General features: G+C 68.5%; 14 protein-coding genes and 1 tRNA gene. 3 read left to right on the plus strand and 12 right to left on the minus strand.

Going from position 1 to position 18470, the window contains the following annotated elements; translation table 11 throughout:
• Nucleotides 1–17: 17 nt before the first annotated feature.
• Nucleotides 18–656 carry a TetR/AcrR family transcriptional regulator gene (locus tag P3102_RS34760; protein WP_276364889.1) on the plus strand — a complete coding sequence of 213 codons (639 nt, stop codon included), beginning with the start codon at nucleotides 18–20 and terminating at the stop codon, nucleotides 654–656.
• Nucleotides 657–736: 80 nt separating this feature from the next.
• Here P3102_RS34760 and P3102_RS34765 read toward each other — a convergent pair.
• Nucleotides 737–810, minus strand: a tRNA-Thr gene (locus tag P3102_RS34765).
• A 140-nt stretch (nucleotides 811–950) separates the two neighbouring features.
• Here P3102_RS34765 and P3102_RS34770 point away from each other — a divergent pair.
• Nucleotides 951–2636 (plus strand): hypothetical protein, encoded by a 1686-nt coding sequence (locus P3102_RS34770; protein WP_276364890.1) that lies wholly within the window; start codon nucleotides 951–953, stop codon nucleotides 2634–2636.
• Nucleotides 2637–2943: 307 nt separating this feature from the next.
• On the opposite strand, the gene P3102_RS34775 is transcribed toward P3102_RS34770, so the two are convergent.
• The 7 genes from P3102_RS34775 to topA all read right to left on the minus strand — a co-directional run bounded on the left by P3102_RS34775 (nucleotide 2944) and on the right by topA (nucleotide 13002).
• Nucleotides 2944–4152: a DNA polymerase III subunit delta' gene (locus P3102_RS34775; protein WP_276364891.1), complete on the minus strand. Its 1209-nt coding sequence runs from the start codon at nucleotides 4150–4152 to the stop codon at nucleotides 2944–2946.
• Nucleotides 4149–6203: a dTMP kinase gene (locus P3102_RS34780; protein WP_276364892.1), complete on the minus strand. Its 2055-nt coding sequence runs from the start codon at nucleotides 6201–6203 to the stop codon at nucleotides 4149–4151. The genes P3102_RS34775 and P3102_RS34780 overlap by 4 nt, the downstream gene beginning before the upstream one ends.
• 119 nt (nucleotides 6204–6322) lie before the next feature.
• A complete protein-coding gene (locus P3102_RS34785; RefSeq protein ID WP_276364893.1) occupies nucleotides 6323–6937 on the minus strand; it encodes a hypothetical protein in 615 nt (204 codons plus the stop codon).
• 13 nt (nucleotides 6938–6950) lie between these two features.
• The gene (locus tag P3102_RS34790) at nucleotides 6951–8171 is read right to left on the minus strand and encodes a hypothetical protein (protein ID WP_276364894.1); all 1221 of its coding nucleotides are present in this window, start codon (nucleotides 8169–8171) and stop codon (nucleotides 6951–6953) included.
• 21 nt (nucleotides 8172–8192) lie between these two features.
• Nucleotides 8193–8975 (minus strand): ESX secretion-associated protein EspG, encoded by a 783-nt coding sequence (locus P3102_RS34795; protein ID WP_276364895.1) that lies wholly within the window; start codon nucleotides 8973–8975, stop codon nucleotides 8193–8195.
• Nucleotides 8968–9759: an ESX secretion-associated protein EspG gene (locus tag P3102_RS34800; RefSeq protein ID WP_276364896.1), complete on the minus strand. Its 792-nt coding sequence runs from the start codon at nucleotides 9757–9759 to the stop codon at nucleotides 8968–8970. The genes P3102_RS34795 and P3102_RS34800 overlap by 8 nt, the downstream gene beginning before the upstream one ends.
• A 315-nt stretch (nucleotides 9760–10074) precedes the next feature.
• Nucleotides 10075–13002, minus strand: coding sequence for a type I DNA topoisomerase (topA, locus tag P3102_RS34805; RefSeq protein WP_276364897.1), 2928 nt, complete (start codon nucleotides 13000–13002; stop codon nucleotides 10075–10077).
• A gap of 268 nt (nucleotides 13003–13270) precedes the next feature.
• On the opposite strand from topA, the gene P3102_RS34810 reads away from it, so the two are divergent.
• The gene (locus P3102_RS34810) at nucleotides 13271–14083 is read left to right on the plus strand and encodes a serine protease (RefSeq protein WP_276364898.1); all 813 of its coding nucleotides are present in this window, start codon (nucleotides 13271–13273) and stop codon (nucleotides 14081–14083) included.
• An 86-nt stretch (nucleotides 14084–14169) separates the two neighbouring features.
• Here P3102_RS34810 and P3102_RS34815 read toward each other — a convergent pair whose 3' ends face one another.
• From P3102_RS34815 to P3102_RS34830, 4 genes are all read right to left on the minus strand, one after another.
• Nucleotides 14170–14781: a hypothetical protein gene (locus P3102_RS34815; RefSeq protein ID WP_276364899.1), complete on the minus strand. Its 612-nt coding sequence runs from the start codon at nucleotides 14779–14781 to the stop codon at nucleotides 14170–14172.
• 34 nt (nucleotides 14782–14815) lie between these two features.
• Nucleotides 14816–15400 (minus strand): hypothetical protein, encoded by a 585-nt coding sequence (locus tag P3102_RS34820; protein ID WP_276364900.1) that lies wholly within the window; start codon nucleotides 15398–15400, stop codon nucleotides 14816–14818.
• 90 nt (nucleotides 15401–15490) lie between these two features.
• Complete coding sequence (locus tag P3102_RS34825; protein WP_276364901.1) at nucleotides 15491–16042, minus strand: hypothetical protein; 552 nt, start codon at nucleotides 16040–16042, stop codon at nucleotides 15491–15493.
• A gap of 114 nt (nucleotides 16043–16156) precedes the next feature.
• On the minus strand, nucleotides 16157–18451 hold the full coding sequence (locus P3102_RS34830; RefSeq protein ID WP_276364902.1) for a sodium-translocating pyrophosphatase: 2295 nt from the start codon (nucleotides 18449–18451) through the stop codon (nucleotides 16157–16159).
• Between the last annotated feature and the right edge of the window lie 19 nt (nucleotides 18452–18470).

The following is an 18470-nucleotide window of genomic DNA, read 5'->3' on the forward strand; positions in this document are numbered from 1 at the left end:
GCTGTCAAGATGGACGAGTGACCGCGCCCCGCCGCTACAGCGGCAAAACCGCCGACGAACGCCGCGCCGAACGACGGCTCGCGTTGCTCGGCGCCGCGTTGGACATCTGGCAGGAACAAGGCTGGGCGGCGGTCACCATGCGCGGCGTCTGCGCGCGGGCGAACCTGACGGACCGGTACTTCTACGAAAGCTTCGCGAACCGCGACGTCCTGCTCGCCACCGCCTGGGAACAGGTGCGCGACGAAACCCTGCGCATGGTCCTCGACGCCGTCGCCGCCCGGATCGAGCAACCCGCCCTGGACCAGCTTCGCGCCGCCGTCGACGTCGTCGTGCACCACGTGCGGGAAGAACCTTCCCGCACGCAGATCCTGTTCGGCGACCACGCGGGCAGCGCCGTGCTGGAGCAGTTGCGGCGGCAGACCGTCCAGGAGACCACCGGCCTGCTGATCGAACTCGCCCGGCCACACCTGAAGCCGGACGTGGACGGGCTGGAATTCCGGGTCAACGTCCTGCTGGGCATCGGCGGTTTCGTGGAGATCATGCTCGCTTGGCGCTCCGGCCTGCTCGACGCGGACGCGGACACGCTCGTCGACCACCTCACGGGAGTGGGCACTTCGCTGTCGCGGATGTTCCTGAAAGGTGACACCAACGGGTGAATTCCGCTCCGGCCGCGCGGACCGCCCCCGCAACGAGTCAGGCCCCATCCGGCGTATCCGGATGGGGCCCTGACCTGCGGAGCCGCCTAGGGGAATCGAACCCCTGACCTATTCATTACGAGTGAATCGCTCTGGCCGACTGAGCTAAGGCGGCGGACATCGGGCTCGCACCCGATGACGAAGACCAGTGTAGCGGAGGGGTTGAACGTCACCTTCCGGGGCCACCGTCGTTAGGGCCTATGACGCCGGTCTCAGTCCCCCAAGATCGGCCCATCCCCACTGGAGGACCTGTCCATGCGGCAACGACTGCCCCGTGTGCTGGCGCTTCCGGCCGCCGCGGCCCTGCTTCTGCTGACCGCGGCCCCGGCGACAGCCCAGACGATTCCCACCACGCCGATCCCCGATCCGGCGAATCCGGGACAGCCGCCGATGTCGGCGCCGATCGGTCCGCAGCCGCTGGGCAAGGCCGTCGGTGACGCGGGAGCGGCCCTCGGCGTGCTGCGGCTGCTGCCGAACGCGGTGCCGACGAGCGCCATCCTTCCCGGAGCGGACAAGATGCTGCCGAAGCAGTCCGCGCTCGAGGCGGGGATGGGACTGTCGAGCGCGCAGGCCAACTCCGAGGCCTACCTGAGTTACGAGAAGTCGATCGCGCAGTCGTCGCCGTTCGGCCTGTCCGCCGCGGGCAACGCGCCGCAGACGCCGGGCAGTCTCGTGCAGACGGCGATGCCGGACAACCCGAAGCCGATCAGCGGCGGCCTCAACGCGCCGAAGAACCCGCTGTTCAACCTCGGCCTGCTCAACGGTGAGGCGCACGCGCGCTGGAGCCCGACGCTCGGTCCGTGCGTCGGCACGATCGCCGACTCCAGCACGTCGATCGCGAACCTCGCGCTGCTGCCGACCATCCCGAACATCCCGGGCGCCGAGCAGCTCACCGAGGCTCCGGAGCAGCTCACGGCCGGTCTCAAGGCGCTTCCCGGTCCACTGGCGAGCTTGGGCGGTCTCCTTTCGGGCACCAGTGCCGGCGCCGACGGCAAGGGCGCCGTGCTGAGCCTGCCGAACACGCTGTCGTCGCGGTCGGTCGTGCGGCTCGTCGACATTCCCGGCTCGAAGAACAAGGCCGTCGAATCGACGTCGACCCTGCAGGCGGCCAGCATCGAATTGCTGAAGGGCACGCCGCTCGGCCTGACGATCAAGGTCGTCAGCCAGCCGACGCTGCGTGTCACCTCGACGGGCGACAAGAAGACGTCGAAAGTCGAGTACACCGCACCGGTGCTGCAGATCGTCCGCGGCGACAAGGCCCTGTTCACCCTCGACGCGAACAACCCGACCAAGGACATCCCGATCGGCATCCCGCTGCCGTCCCTCAAGCAGGTCCCCGGGTTCGAGCAGCTGAAGAACGTGCCGGTCGTCGGCGGCCTCGCCGAGATGCTGAACGGTGCCACCAAACAGCTTCCGGGCGGCGAGGCCGGGAACGGGCTCACCCTCGACCTCGGCGTGCTGAAGCTGTCGATCGCCGGGCTGAATCAGAAGTCGAGCGACCTGACCTCGCCGTTCAAGGGCTTCCAGATGGGTGCCTCGGCGCGGCTGCTGGACCTGCAGATCCTGCCGACGACGGCGTTGCAGAAGGCGCTTCCGCCGGACGCCGCGAAGAAGCTGCCTTCGTCGCTGGCCCAGGTCTCGCTCGGTGAGCAGATCGCCCGCGCGTACGCACCGGCCGGTGGTGTCGAATGCGGCACCGCTCAGGTTCCTCCCGCCGGCAACAACGGGGGCGCGGCGCCGAAGGGGCCGGTCAAGAATCTGGCCTACACCAACGCGGCCTACGACACGGTGCCGATGTTCTGGTCGGGTACCGCGATGCTGCTGATCGGCGTCGTCCTCGTGGCGGCCATGCCTGGACGCCGCCGGCTTTCGGTGGTTCCCGTTCCGGTCGAGGAGAAGAAGCCGTTCAAGCCTTCGCCACGTCCGCGCTCGGAGGACTGAACGGTCTTCTCACGCTCAGTCCACGTCTGAGAGGACCATCAGCACCTTGATCGCCTGAGGCTCAAGGGGCCTTCGCCGCTTCGACGCGGCGAAGGCCCCTTGCTCTCTTTAAATGCAGGGGAACGTCGCCGCCGCCGTCGTAAAACCCCGAATCCGCTTCACTTACCCACAGCACTTGTCCACAACCCTCCCCACCTGTGGACAACTCCCGCGACCAGCCCCTTTCCCCCTCCACCCCCGGTAAACTGGACTCGGGGTCGCCCCCCTGGGACGGGCGGGGGGCTGGGGTGGCGCGGAGGGAGCAGGGTCAGCCTTGGCGCAGGGTGGTGACCATGGCTTCGACGGCGATTCGCGGCTTCACGTTCAGGTCGATGGCCTCACGGCATTCCAGGACGGCTTCGAGGCGGCGCAGGATCGAGTCCGGCGCCCAGGCGGAAGCGGCCCGCGCGATTTCCGAGGCGTGGTCGGGGTGGTTCAGTGTCGCGGCCGCACCGCTCGCGGTCACCAGCACGTCCCGGTAGAACGCGGCCAGGTCCACCAGTGCGAGATCGAGGGTGTCCCGCTGCGTCCGGGTCGCGCGTGACTTCTGGCGTTTTTCGAGTTGCTTCACAGCGGCTTCGGCGGCTCGTTTCGCCCCGGAAACGCCCTTCCCGATGCCGTCACCACCCATCGCGGTGCGGAGTTCGGAACGCTCGGCCTCGTCGCGGACCTTGCTCTCTTCGCCCGCGTCGGCCTCGGCCGCGCTGATCAGCTGATCGGCACAAGTGAACACATCGGCCGGACGGCGCAGGCCGAGCGGGATCCGCAGCACCGTCGCCCGCCGCTGCCGGGCGGCCTCGTCGGTGGCGAGCCGTCGCGCGCGGCCGACATGTCCACTCGAGACGGACGCGGCCCACCGCGCACGCTCGGGATCGAGGCCGTCCCGCTCGATCAGCACCTGCGCGATCGCCTCGGGCGGCGGCGTCCGCAACGTGACCAGGCGGCACCGCGAGCGGATCGTCACCGACACGTCGTCCGGGTGATCGGAGGGCGCGCACAACAGGAACACCGTGCGTTCCGGCGGTTCCTCGACGGCCTTCAGCAACGCGTTCGACGCGCCTTCGGTCAGCCTGTCGGCGTCCTCGATGACCACCACCTGCCACTTCCCGGTGGTCGGGCGGCGGGCGGCGGCCTGTACCAGAGCGCGCATTTCGGCGACGGAGATCGACAGGCCTTCGGGCGCGACGAGTTTGACGTCCGCGTGCGTGCCGGCGAGCACGGTGCGGCAGCCGAGGCATTCCCCGCATCCGGTGCCGGTGCCGCACTGCAACGCCGCCGCGAAAACCCGCGCGGCGGTCGAGCGCCCCGAACCGGGCGGACCGGTGACCAGCCAGGCGTGCGTCATCGCGCCGGGCGCGACAGGCTGGTTCTCGACGATCCGCACGGCCGCCGCCGACGCCGAAGAAAGCGTGCGCGCGGCGGGCTCCTGGCCGACGAGCTGCTTCCAGACACCGATCAGCGCAGGGGCTTCCGTCATCTCACCTCGACCTTTTCCTCCGCCGGGGCGAGCCCGGCGAGCCTGCCGACGAGCACCGCGCGGATCGCGGTCCGCACCCGCTCACTCACCTCGTCCTCGGTGCCCTCCGCATCGACCACGACGTACCGGTCCGGGTCGGCGGCGGCCATTTCCGTGAGCAGATGCTGCACCCGCCACTGCGCGTCCAGCGATTCCGACTTCCGCATCACCATGCCGGGATCGGCGTCGAGCAGGACCGTGATGTCCGGCCGCAGCCGGTTGGTCGCCCAGTCGGCGAGGCCCTCGAGTTCCTGGCTGTCCAGCCCGGCGACCGCGGACAGATGCGCCAGCGGCGAGTCCACGAACCGTTCCATCACCACCACCGAACCGGCGTCGAGCGCGGGCTGGATATCCCGTTCGACGATGTCCGCCCGCACCGCGGCGGCGGCCAGCGCCTGCGCCCGCGCACCGGACAACGAAGCACCGGAGATCAGTTTCGCGAGCCGTTGGTCGTCCAGCGCCGGGTCGGCCGCCAGGACGACCGGACGCGTACCGGCGCGCAGCCATTCGGCCAGCCGCGCGGCCTGCATCTCGGTGTTGATCGCCCGCGTCCCCTCGAGCGCGATCAGCAGCCCGTTCACCCGGCGCGGGCTGCGGCGCAAGGCGTTGCGGAGGTCGGCGAGGATCGGCTCCGCCCGCCGGTCGTCCATCTGCCGGTAGGCGAAGATACCGGCGAGCAGCGCTAGGACTGCGCCGCCGATCATCACCGGCCGCGTGCCGTCGATCGTGATCGTGCTGCCCCACACGGAGATCGCGGTCGGCTGGACCAGGCTGATCAGCACCGGAACCAGCACCGTCGAACCGAACAGCACGATCTTCATCAGCGCTTGGTAGATCGCGTTGATCCGGCCGCGGATGGAATCCTCGATCCGCGAGCCGATGATCGTCACGCCGGTCAGGAACGCCGTCCCGGCCCACACCCCGACGGCGGCGACGGCGACCAGCGAAACGGCGAGATGTGGTGAAAGCGCGACGACGACGAGAAACAGGCCCGCGGCGACGATCGAGATCCCGAAGAGCCGGTCGTGCGCGAGCCGCCGAGCGAGCTTCGGGGCCACCGCCATCCCGGTGGCGAGCCCGAGGAAGACGGCGAGCACGAGAAGGTTGAACGCCGCGTCACCGGCGAGCAGGCTGGACGAGTACGGCTTGGCCGAACCGATCACCGCGCCACCGGCGGCGAAGGCGCCGAAAGCACCGATCATCAGCCCGCGCACCAGCGGCGTCGTCCGCACGAAGCGGGCGCCGTCGGCGATCATCTGACGGAAGCCGAATTTCTCCTCGCCTGCCGCCTTGGGCTTGGGTTCCTCGACCGAGTGGACGTTGCGCAGCGAGAGCTCGGGGATCCGGGTGGCGATCACGATCGCGCTGATCAGGTACAGCAGGCCGGTGATGACGACGGCGATCTTCGCGATACCGAGCTGGGCGTCGCCCTGGAAGAAGTGGAACGTGGTGTTGCTACCGGTGAGCACGGCGTTCGCCCCGGCCGCGGTGATCACCGCGAGGCCGTAGGTCATCACCATGCCGAGCTGGTTGGCCGTCTCGACCTGGTCCGGACGGCGCAGCAGGTTCGGCACCGCCGCGTCCTTCGACGGGATCCACATCATCGCGCAGCAGCCGACCAGGAAGTTCCCGACGAACACCCACCACGGCGTGCCGACGAACGCGATCGACAGCAGGAATCCGCACCGGCCGAGGTCGCAGAGCACCATCACCTTGCGCCGGTCGAACCGGTCGGCGAGCAGCCCGCCGATCGGAGCGAACAGCAGCCCCGGCAGCAGCGACGTCAGCACGACACCGACGAACGCGAAGTTCTGCGCGGCGTAGTTGTCGGTCAGTTTGGTGACCAGGCCGGTCAGCGTCAGCAAGTTCAGCCAGTCCGCGACGCTGCACAGGTACGAGACACCCCAGATCCGGCGGAACGGCTTGATCGCCAGCACCCGCCGCACGCGGTACATCGTGGAAGCGTCACGCCCCGCCGAAGAACCAGTGCCCGCTTCGGGCACCGACTGCACGCCCTCGCTGATACGCCCACCCCACTAGTCACGCGGCGCCGGGGTGCGACCCGGGTCACCGCCGGGTCCCCCGACCGTACGGCCAGGGTATCCCGATGGGTGAGGTCCGTCCGGACGGGTTACCCGAAGATCCCCGCGATGCTGTTGAAGAGGCTGGACAGTAGCTGGATCGCCAGGATCGCGAAGACGATCATGAGGGCGATCGCGATCATCACGCCGGTGGTGTTGGACGACGGCTTGCCGAGCCTCGGCATCTGCCTGGAACGCTTGACACGCCGCACTCGGACCTCGGCCTCTTCGTCGACCTCGACCGGCTCTTCCGGCTTGAAGCGGCGAGGTGGACGGATCAGCTGAGACGGCCTGGACGGCCAGGTTCGCTGTTGGGGCAGGATCCCGATCGGCGCAGCGCCTTGCTCACCGACCGTGCTGACGATGTCGGTGGGCGGCCGGACGGCGGTGTGTTCGGCGCCGGGGCTCCCGGCGGGCTGCTCGTCCGCGAGCATGGCCGCGTTGACCATCCTGCTCACCATTTCGGGGTCGGGCTGGACCGGTCCCGGCACCTGGACGTGGACTTCGTCGGCTTCCACCGACGGATCCGCTTGGGCCGCGGTGCCGGTCGTGACCAGCCCGGACAGGGGGTCGGCGAACGTGTCGCCCGGAGGATCTGCCTGAGTGCCATCGCCCTTCACGACGTCGGGTGCATCGAAGAAGGGAGTTCCGCCCTTCCCGCTCATGGTGACCACCTCACTACGGAATGTCCTCTGCTTCCAGGGTAACTTTTTCGGGCGAACGCACATCCGCCCAATGGGCCAGATAAATGTCACGCGCCGCGAGGCTGATCTTCACATCCTCCAACAAAGGTTCGAAGAAAGAACGCCGGTACCGGGCATCTGTCGCGGTCGATGCGGCGAAGTACAGACCGGAGAAAACGGCGAGGAAGACGGAGACGTTCACCAGCGCGGAACTCACCGGAAGGGGGACACCCAACAGGGTGCCGGGCGCCGATTCGCGACCGGCGAACCCGGTCACGACCTCCGGCCGGAGCATCAGCACCCCGAACACGACGAAGAACGCGAACACCAGCACCCCGAAGGCCACGATCTGCACCGCCTGGGCGAGGAACAGCACCAAGGCGATGTTCAAGCGCTCGATCTTCGTCAGTGCGCGCCGATCGGGCGGGGGTGTCTCGTCGTCGAACGGCGTGCCGCGCAGGACGGGCGCCCCGGGTTCCACGGTCCAGGACTTCGACTCCTTGATCTCGTCGGACAGCATCGACGCGAGGAACACCGCGCCGATCACCACGAGGAAGCCGACGACCAGCCACAACCGGCCGGGGGTCAGCCGCTCCACGGCCTGCCACAGCTCGGCGGTGAAGAAGCTGAACATCACCACCAGCAGGAGCAGGGGCAACGCCCGCGACGCCAGCGTGCCGATGGCCCGGACCTGCGCGACCGCGCTCCGCGCCGCCCAGGTCAGGATCGAGCCGAGGCCGACGCGGACGAGCAGCATCAGCACGGCCAGCGCGACGAGATTGGCGAGGACGGCCGCCCAGAGCGGGTTCTCCCACGACACCAGCCCGGTGAGCCGTTCGCCGAACGGCAGCACGAGCAGCCAGAAGCCGATCGTCGCCGCCATCACGGCCAGCCGCACCCGGGCGCGACGCAGGGCCCGCAACAGCTTCGCCATCAGGCGACCGGCGATCACCGGCACGACGACCACGGCGAACGTCAGTGCCAGCACACCGAGGACGTACGCGAGACCGCTTTCGCGCATCCGGGCCGCGAGCACTTCTTCGGGGACGTCGAGCAACTTCAGCAAGCCCGCCAACAGCAGGTCGAGCAGGCTCAGGAACACCAGCCCGGGCGTCGAGCGGCGCAGCATGCCCGCTCCGCGCCTCCGCCGGTGGATGACCATCGGCAGTCCGCGCCGCCGGAACCACGCGTCGGCCGCCCGCCGGTCCAGGTCCATGCCCGCCCTCCTCGTCCACGGCTACGTCCGGCTCAAGTCCACCGCCTCGTGCAGCCAGCCCGCCAGTGCCCGGCGGTCCATTCCACCGAACATCAGCCACCCTTCGGAAGGGGCGGCGTACAACACGAACCTCCCCAGGTCGTTGTCGACGAGCACGAATCCGTAGTCCGGGTACTCGGCGTTCAGGCCGCCGAAGGCGACCAGATCGAGGATCGCCGTCCCGGTCCGCGGCCGGTTCAGCGTGTCCCCGACCAGACCGACCTCCTCGTCCTGGCCGGGCAGCGGCACGCCGTGCCCGTCGATCCTGATGCGCATCGGCTCGGTCTCACCGGCGGGGACGTGCGGGAGCCCGCCGAACACCCGGGCTCCCAGCTCCCCGAAATCGCTCAGGCTGAACGTGGTCCGCCGTCCCGGCCGCATCCGCCAGACGACCGCCTGATGCCCGTCGCCGTAGCAGTCGACCCGCACCGCACGGGGCGCGGAGGCGAAGACACCGGTGAGGACGCCTCGCACCGAACCCCGCAGCATCACGCCGTGCATCCGGACCGCGGCCGGATGGATCTCGCCGTTCTCCATCAACCCGGCCTCTTCGAGCATCGCCGCCTTGGCCGCGTACCGCTCGGCCTGGGTGACGAGATCCGCCGGCCCGTCGTAGGACGGGCACAGCCGGCGGATCTCGTCGTCGGTGACGTCCGGGTCGTAGCCCAGGTACACGCTCCGTCGCTCGGGCACCGCGCGCAGCACCGGCTCGGCGGCCCGCCTCATCAGTTCCCGCACCGTCGCGGGTTCAGCCGGTTCACGCATGGTTCTGCACCGCCTTCACGATCCACTGCTCGGCCGTCGACCGGCTGGCCGGGCCCCAGGTGAGCGTCCAGCGGCCGTCGCCGTCCATCGCCGCGCTGAACTGGTACCGGCCGAGGTCGTTGTCCACCAGGCCGAACGCGCCGTGGGGGTACTCGGCGAGGATGGCGTTCCGCACCGCGAGATCGACGAGGACCGTGCCGTGCCGCGGCCGCGAAGCACCCTCCCGGATCACCTCGACGGCCTCGCGGGCCCGCAACGGGATCAGCCCGCCCGCGTCCGTTTCGATGCGCACGGTCTCGCCGGTACCCGGCGGATGGTCGGGCAGCCCGTCGAACACCCAGCCCGGCAGCGCACTGAGGAAACCGGACCGCAGCCGCGCTCGCCTGCCCAGTTTGTTCAGCACCGTGGTGTAGTCCTCGTCGCCGAAGAACCGGACCTCCCACGGCTCCGCGCGGGACGGGAACACCCCGGTCACCACGCCGCGGATGAACCCGCCGCGCAGCGCTCGGTACAGCCCGACGGCCTCGGGCGTGACCTCACCGCCGGGGGCCAGCCCGATGGTCGCCATCCCGCTCACGAACCGGGTGTACTGCTCCACCTCCTCGGCCAGGGTGAGCCCTGGAGTCGGCTCCTCGTCGGCCAGCACCGGCGGCACGGCGAGCTGCGGGTCGTAGAACTCCATCACCGAGGGACGCTCCGGAACCTCGGCGGCCAGCGGGGCGATGACCTCGTCGATGACGTCGAAGACAGCGGTCGTTGAAGTGCTCACCCGACCATTGAACACCCTGGTACCGACAATTTTTAGAACTTTTGTTCGAACGGGCGAGGTCGGTCGGCGAGCGGTCGGCGAGCGGTGTCCGGTCGCCGGATCCGGTCGTGACCACGGCCATCGAGACGGTCTCCGAACTCGGCTTCACCCGCGCGTGGCGAATAGGACCTGCCGAGCACCGGGCTCCTCTCGTACGCGCTTCGCGGCTTCGGCGTCAACGCGCCCTGTCGGCCGTCCCGCGCTCCCGACGGGACGTCCTCGATGCAATGAAGGAGCCTTTCCTAGCAAAATTTGCTAGGAAAGGCCCCTTCATTGCACTGGGGACAAGCGCTACTTCGTCTTCGTGGCCGTCGAGCGCGTCGAAGGCTTCTTCGCCGCCGTCGCCTTCGCCGCGGTCGACTTGGTCGCGGTCGACTTGGTCGCGGTCGACTTGGTCGCGGCGGTCTTCTTGGCCGCGGTCGACTTGGTGGCCGCCGTCTTCGACGCCGCCGGCTTGCGCGCCGGAGCCTTGCGCTTGGGCGCGGGGCCCTTCGCGCGCTTCTCCGCCAGCAGTTCGGCACCGCGTTCGGCGGTCAGCTCCTCGATGCTGTCCGACTTCCGCAGCGTCGCGTTGTACTCGCCGTCGGTCACGTACGGACCGAAGCGGCCGTCCTTGACCACCATCGGCTTACCGGACACCGGGTCGTCGCCCAGTTCCTTGAGCGGCGGCTTCGCGGTCGCGGACCGGCCGCGCTGCTTCGGCTCCGAGTAGATCTTCAGTGCCTCTTCGAGGGTGATCTCGAAAAGCTGGTCCTCGGTCGTGAGCGAACGCGAGTCCGTGCCCTTCTTCAGGTACGGCCCGTAGCGTCCGTTCTGCGCGGTGATCTCGTCGCCGGATTCCGGGTCCTTGCCGACCACTCGCGGCAGCGAGAGCAGCTTGAGCGCGTCTTCGAGATTCATCGTCTCGATCGACATCGACTTGAACAGCGAGCCCGTCCGCGGCTTCGGCTGCTTCGCTTTCGCGGCCTTCTTCTGTGCGGCTGTGGCACCCTCGGGCAACGGCTCCGGCTCGGGCAGGAGCTCGGTGACGTACGGGCCGAAGCGGCCTTCCTTCGCCACGATCTCGTGTCCGCTGACCGGGTCCGTGCCGAGTACGCGGCCTTCCTGCGGGGTCGCGAACAGCTTCTCCGCGATCTCCTGGGTCAGCTCGTCCGGCGGCAGGTCCTCGGGCAGGTTCGCCCGCTGCGACGTCCCGTCGACCTCACGCTCGAGGTACGGGCCGTAGCGGCCGACGCGCACGACGACGGTGTGGCCGTCGGCGTCGCTGAACAGCGGGATCGAGTTGATCTCGCGGGCGTCGATGTCCTCGACACCGGAGCCGACCAGCTTCTTCAAGCCGCCCAGCCTGCCGACGGAACCGTCGACCCCCATGTCGCCGCCGAAGTAGAACTTCGACAGCCACTGCGTCCGGTGCTCGTCACCGGCGGCGATGCGGTCGAGTTCGTCCTCCATGCCGGCGGTGAAATCGTAGTCGACCAGCCGCTCGAAATGCCGCTCCATCAGGCCGATCACGGCGAACGCGACCCAGGAGGGAACTAGCGCGGAACCCTTCTTCCACACGTAACCGCGGTCCTGGATGGTCTTGATGATCGACGCGTACGTCGACGGGCGGCCGATGCCCAGCTCTTCGAGCTTGCTGACCAGGCTCGGCTCCGAGTAGCGCGCCGGCGGCGACGTGGTGTGCCCGTCCGGGCTCAGTTCGGTCGCGGTCAGCGCCTGGTCCTTGACCAGCCGCGGGAGACGGCTCTGCTTGTCGTCCGCCTCACCACCGCTCTCGGTGTCGACGGCCTCGACGTACGCCTTGAGGAACCCGGCGAAGGTGATCGTGCGGCCCGACGAGGCGAACGTGACCTCTTCGCCGCTGCCGGCGGTGCCGACGATGCGCACCGACATCGTGGTGCCCTTCGCGTCCGCCATCTGCGACGCGATCGTCCGCTGCCAGATCATCTCGTAAAGGCGGTACTCGTCGGTGTCCAGATCCTTCGCTACCTGGCCCGGCGTGCGGAAGACCTCGCCCGAGGGACGGATCGCCTCGTGGGCTTCCTGCGCGTTCTTCACCTTGCGGGTGTACTGGCGCGGCGACGGCGAGACGTACTCCTTGCCGTACAGCTGCGTGGCCTGGCTGCGCGCCGCCGAGATCGCCGACTCCGACAGCGTCGTGGAGTCGGTACGCATATAAGTGATGTAACCGTTCTCGTACAGCTTCTGCGCGATCCGCATGGTGCGCTCGGAGGTGAACCGCAGCTTGCGGCCCGCCTCCTGCTGCAGGGTCGAGGTCATGAAGGGCGCGTACGGCTTCCGCGTGTACGGCTTCTCCTCGACGCTCGCGACCTTGAAGTCACGGTTCTTCAGTGCCTCGGCCAGCCGGACCGCGTCGGCCTCGGCCAGCACGCGGATCTCGTTGTTCGAAGCCTTCAGCTGTCCGTCGGGGCCGAAGTCACGGCCGGTGGCCAGACGCGCGCCGTCGACGGCGATCATCCTGGCCGGGAAGGTGGGCGGGGAGGCGTCGGCTCCGGCATCCATCGTCGCCGAGATGTCCCAGTACGACGCCGAGGTGAAGCGCATGCGCTCACGTTCCCGTTCGACCACGATCCTGGTCGCCACGGACTGCACACGGCCCGCCGAAAGCTTCGGCATGACCTTCTTCCACAGCACGGGCGAGACCTCGTAGCCGTAGAGCCGGTCCAGGATGCGGCGGGTCTCCTGCGCGTCGACCAGGTCGCCGTCGAGTTCACGGGTGCTGTCGGCCGCGGCGCGGATCGCCTGCTCGGTGACCTCGTGGAAGACCATCCGACGGACCGGGACCTTCGGCTTGAGGGTCTCCAGCAGATGCCACGCGATGGCCTCGCCCTCACGGTCGGGGTCCGTGGCGAGGTAGAGCTCGTCGACGTCCTTCAGCAGGCTCTTCAGCTCCGTGACCTTGGACTTCTTGTCCGGCGTGACGACGTAGAGCGCCTTGAAGTCGTTGTCGACGTCGACACCGAGCCGCGCCCACGACTCGCCCTTGTACTGGGCGGGGACGTCGGCCGCGCCGCGGGGAAGGTCGCGGATGTGTCCGACGGAGGACTCCACGACGTAGTTACCGCCGAGGTACGGGGCGATCTTGCGGGCCTTGGTCGGCGACTCGACGATCACCAGCCGACGACGGCCCGCGCCGTCGTCCGACGCCGCGGTCTTCTTCGTCCGTGCTCCTGCCACGCTGTCCTGCTCTCCGCTCATCTTCGGCGCCTTCGCGCCGCCTCTCGACCCGTCAGTGTGCACGCTCGCACCGCCCGGACCACGGCTAGGTGGTGCAACACGCCGCCGATCGTGTGTCCAGCGCATCGCCGCTGACCTCGTCGATGTTTCCTTTCAACACCTAGCACGTGATGTCGGACACGTCGGCCCGGGGGGCCGCGTGACGGACTGAACACCCTCCGTTCGACGGTGGTGGCACACTCCTGCCAACGCTTCACTTGATGTCCACGCCGACCCGAAAGGACTCCACGTGACCCGACGACTCCTCGGCACACTGTTCGCCATGCTGACCGCGTCCGCACTGGTCGGGACCGCGCACGCGGAAGCCGCCACGACCACTTTCGCCGGGACCGTGGCGTTGTCGAATTGCTCCGGGTCGGTGGTCAAGCCACCCGAGGCGAGCCTGGACGACCCCGCCCTCGTCCTTTCCAACGGGCATTGCCTGCAAGAAGGTTTCCCGGACCCGGGAGAAGTAATCGTCGACCGGCCATCGTCACGAACTTTCAGCCTGCTGTCCAAGGACGGCCGTTCGTCACTGGCCACCCTCAAAGCGAAGAAGCTGCTCTACGCGACGATGACCGACACCGACGTCTCGCTCTACCAGCTCGACACCAGCTACGCCAAGATCAAGGCGGCCTACGGTATCGCCCCGCTGACCCTCTCGGCCACCCGTCCGACGGCGGGCGTCGCGATGGACGTGGTGTCGGGATATTGGAAGAAGATCTACTCCTGCAACATCGACGGCTTCGTCCACGAACTCCACGAGGCGGACTGGGTCTGGAAAGACGCGATCAGGTACACCCCGGCGTGCAAGACGATCGGCGGAACCTCGGGTTCGCCGATCATCGAAACTTCGACCGGGAAGGTCGTCGGCGTCAACAACACCGGCAACGAAAGCGGTCAGCGGTGCACGATGAACAACCCGTGCGAGGTCGACGCCGCCGGGAAGGTGACGGTGCGCAAGGGCATCAACTACGGGGAGCAGACCTATCAACTGACCTCCTGCCTTTCACACAGTGAATTGAACCTGTCGAACCCGGACTGCCGGGCTCCGAAACCCTGACCCAGCTCGACCTCTCCAGTGCCAGGAAAGGTCCTTTCCTGGCGAAATTTGCCAGGAAAGGACCTTTCCTGGCGTTTACAGGAGAGTCATCCGGCGCGCACCACGGGCACCAAGCTCGGCCAAGCGGGCTCCGCCCCGGCGGGCGCGTCCCCGATCAACTCCAGCACGTGCGCCAGCCGCCGCCTACCGGTGACGCGCAACAACGCCTCCTCACCACGCTGCGCCTTCACCGGCACGCCCAGCTGGGCCAGCGCCGCGATCAGCCGCTCATGCGTCTCCGGCGCCTCCGGGTCGAGCGCGAGCAGGTAGCCGTTGCCCTGAGGGCTCCCCGCCGCCAGCGCCCACATCCTCAACATCGCACCGTCGAGCCGGAACCCGTCCGGCAGGACTTTCTCTTCACCGTGGCTCCAGCCGCGCTCCAGCGGCAGCAGGTCGACCCGGAACGGCGTTCTCACCAGCGGCCGTCCGCATTCGGCGGCCGAGACCTGCGCCTCGGCACCGCGCCGACGACATTCCCTGGCGAGGGCACCGGCCCGCCAGGGCTCGTCGACCACGGCGGACAGCCGCGCGGCCGTCCGCCCGAAACCCGTCATCCGCCCGGGCCCGCACAGCACCCCGGCGAGGTCGGCGAGCCCAGGCCCGCTCGCCTCCGCCGAGAAGAGCGAGATCATCCCGTCCACCCGCACAGAATAGAACACAGGTTCGAGTAATGGCCAGTGACAGGATGGTGACTCAGCGAGGTTGCTTGACCAATTCCTGGCAGACCGGGATCCGGCTGCTCGCCGCGGCGAGCTGAGGTACGTCTCGTAGACCCCTCAGAAGGTCGAGGCGGTCTAGTTCGTCGAGTGACGTCCTCGCGTCGCGAAGCGCCGTTTTCGTCGCTTCGGGGTCGGTTGAGGAATCGAGGCGGTGACGGACGTCGTCGGCGCGAGCGCGGATGCCTTCGAGCTGGACCACGGCGTCCGCTCGCGAGGTGTCGCCACCGGCGACCGGTGCCGGACCGAGATCGTCGAGCGCGGCGGTGGTGCGGTCCAGCCCTCGGACCACCGCCGCCATCAGCTCGCCGGAAGTACGGGAAGCCTGCCGCGGCGAGCTCGGATCGACGCTGGGCAACGACGCCAGCGTCCGGACGAGTCCACCGGCCGCGCCGCAGTATCCCTCCGCCCAAGCGGAGACGGGGTCGGCCTCCGACGCGCTGACCGTCGCCAGACCTTCTTGTCCGGCATGGGAAGTCACCGCGGGCTGCTGCCCGCACCCGGCGAGGCCGAGCCCGACACCTGTTGCCAGCGCGGCAAGGACGGTGAACCGCGCCCGCACGAAAACACCTCCCGACCCGACGACTTCCCGATTGGCCCCGACGGTACCGATACCGATGGGCAATGCAAATCACTGTGGCATAAAGAAAGGTCAGGAAGGCAGCTTCTGGCAGTTCGGCGCCTGCGCGGCCAGCGCTTTCAACGACGCGTTCGTTTCCAGCTGCTGGAACGGATCGGGCATGTCGTTGATGTCGGAGCCGATCTGCCGGAAAGCGGCCCCGGCGGCGGCCACGGCCCTCTTGTCGTCCTTCGGCGCGGCATCCAGCGCGGCCTTCGCGGCGAGAACCTCGTCCCGGACCGGCGTCAGCGCGTCGACGATGCTCTTGCGCGCCGCGTCCGCTTCCGCACTGGGTGCCTGGCCGAGCTTCCGCAGTCCGGTGACCGCGTTGTCGAAACCGGGCGCGAACACGCCGAAGGCCTCGTCCATCACCCTCCGCGCGCTCGCGACGTCGTTCTGCTCGAAGTCGGGCATCGTGAAGTCGCCGATCTTGGCGAAGTCGATCAGCGAACCGCAGAAACCGTCCATCCACGACCCTCCGGCTGCGGGAGCGGGAGAAGAAGGAGAAGGGGCGGCCCGCTGCTCGGCGCCACCGCAGCCCGCCAGCAGAAGAACGGCGGCGAACAGGACGATCGGACGCCTCATGGCAGGGCTCCCCCGAATCGGGCCGGTGTGACGCGCAGAGACTAGCCTGCGCCGGGAAAACGCCGGGCCCGCCACGGAAATCGCGGCGGGCCCGGCGGGGTGGGACTTTCGGCGTTACGCCTTCGCTTGCGCGGGGTTGTCGGAAAGGACAGACTCGCGCCGCTTCGAGACGACGATCGCGGCGACGATGATCGCGACGGCGACCAGCGAGATCCCGATCCGGACGGCGACGTTCGCGTCCGCGCCGATCGAGAACTGCACGACCGCCGGGGCGATCAGCACCGACACCAGGTTCATCACCTTGATCAGCGGGTTGATCGCCGGACCGGCGGTGTCCTTGAACGGGTCACCCACGGTGTCACCGATGATGGTGGCCTCGTGCGCGTCCGAACCCTTGCCGCCGTGGCTTCCGTCCTCCACGAGCTTCTTCGCGTTGTCCCAGGCGCCACCGGAGTTGGCGAGGAAGATCGCCATCAGGGTGCCGGAAGCGATCGCGCCTGCCAGGTAACCGGCGAGCGCGCCGGTGCCGAGGCCGAAGCCGACCGCGATCGGGGCGAAGACCGCGAGCAGACCGGGTGTGGTCAACTCACGCAGCGAATCGCGCGTGACGATGTCGACGACACGGCCGTACTCGGGACGGGTGGTGCCTTCCATGATGCCCGGGATGTCGCGGAACTGGCGGCGCACTTCGTAGACGACCGCGCCGGCGGCACGGGACACCGCGTTGACCGCGAGACCGGAGAACAGGAACACGACCGCCGCACCGACGATCACGCCGACCAGGGTGTTCGGGCTGACCACCGAGTTCACGAAGAAGTCCACCGCGCTCGTGCTCGCCTCGGCCGCTTCCGGGATCGACTTCAGTGCCTTGCTGATCGCGTCCTGATAGGACCCGAACAGCGCCGTCGCCGCGAGAACCGCGGTGGCGATGGCGATGCCCTTGGTGATGGCCTTGGTGGTGTTGCCGACCGCGTCGAGCTCGGTCAGGATCTGCGCGGCGTCCTCGTCGACGTCACCCGACATCTCGGCGATGCCCTGCGCGTTGTCCGAAATCGGGCCGAAGGTGTCCATCGCGACGATGACGCCGACGGTGGTGAGCAGTCCGGTACCGGCCAGCGCCACGGCGAACAGCGCGACGCCGCCGCCGAGCAGATACGCGCCGAAGACGGCCGCGCTGATCACCAGCGCGGTGTACACGGCGGACTCGAACCCGACCGAGATACCGGCCAGGATCACCGTGGCCGCACCGGTTTCCGAAGACTTGCCGACCTCCTTGACCGGCTTGTGCTCGGTGCCGGTGTAGTAGCCGGTGAGCTTGAGGATGACCGCCGCGAGCACGATGCCGATGATCACCGAGATGGTCGCGATCAGCGCCGGGTTGCCGGGTTCGCCGGTGGCACCGCTGGTCAGCTCGGAGAACGAACCGGGCAGGTACACGAACGCCGCGATCGTCGAGAGCACCGCGGAAATCCCCGCGGAGATGTAGAACGAGCGGTTGATCGTGACCAGACCGCCTTCACCCGCCTTGGCCTTGGTGATGTAGACACCGATGACCGCGGTGATCACGCCGATGGCGGGAACGATGAGCGGGAAGATCAGGCCGTGCACGCCGAAGGCGGTGCTTCCCAGGATCAGCGCCGCGACGAGCATGACCGCGTACGACTCGAAGAGGTCCGCCGCCATCCCGGCGCAGTCGCCCACGTTGTCACCGACGTTGTCGGCGATGGTGGCCGCGTTGCGCGGGTCGTCCTCGGGGATGCCCTGCTCGACCTTGCCGACCAGGTCGGCGCCGACGTCGGCGGCCTTCGTGAAGATACCGCCGCCGACACGCATGAACATCGCGATCAGCGCGGCACCGAAACCGAAGCCCTCCAACACCTTCGGGGCCTGTCCGGTGTAGACCAGGACGACCACCGCGGCGCCGAAGAGGCCGAGACCGACGGTGATCATGCCGACGACGCCACCGGTACGGAAGGCCAGGCGCATCGCCTTCTCGCGACCGCCCGCCTCACGCGAAGCGGCCGCGACCCGCAGGTTCGCCTGCGTCGCCAGCCACATGCCGAGGTAGCCGATCGCGAAGGAGAACCCAGCGCCGACCAAGAAGAAGATGGACCTGCCGATCTTCTCTTTCCAGTCGTCGGCCGGCAAAGCGAAGAGCAGCACGAACACGATTCCCCCGAAGATCACGAGGGTGTTGCGCTGCCGTTTGAGATAGGCAGCCGCGCCTTCCTGCACTGCCTTCGCGATGTCCTGCATCTTGGAGGTGCCCTGGCCCGCGGCCAAGACCTCCTTCAGCAGAACGTAGCCGATGACCAGTGCGGCAAGGGCGACCACGGCGATCACACCGACGATGGTGTAACCACCTCCGGAGAGCGTGAGTTCGCCCTCCGCGAGGAACTGCCGGGACATTCGTCCTCCTGGAGACGTC

The sequence above is a fragment of the Amycolatopsis sp. QT-25 genome (genome assembly GCF_029369745.1).
GTDB lineage: Bacteria > Actinomycetota > Actinomycetes > Mycobacteriales > Pseudonocardiaceae > Amycolatopsis.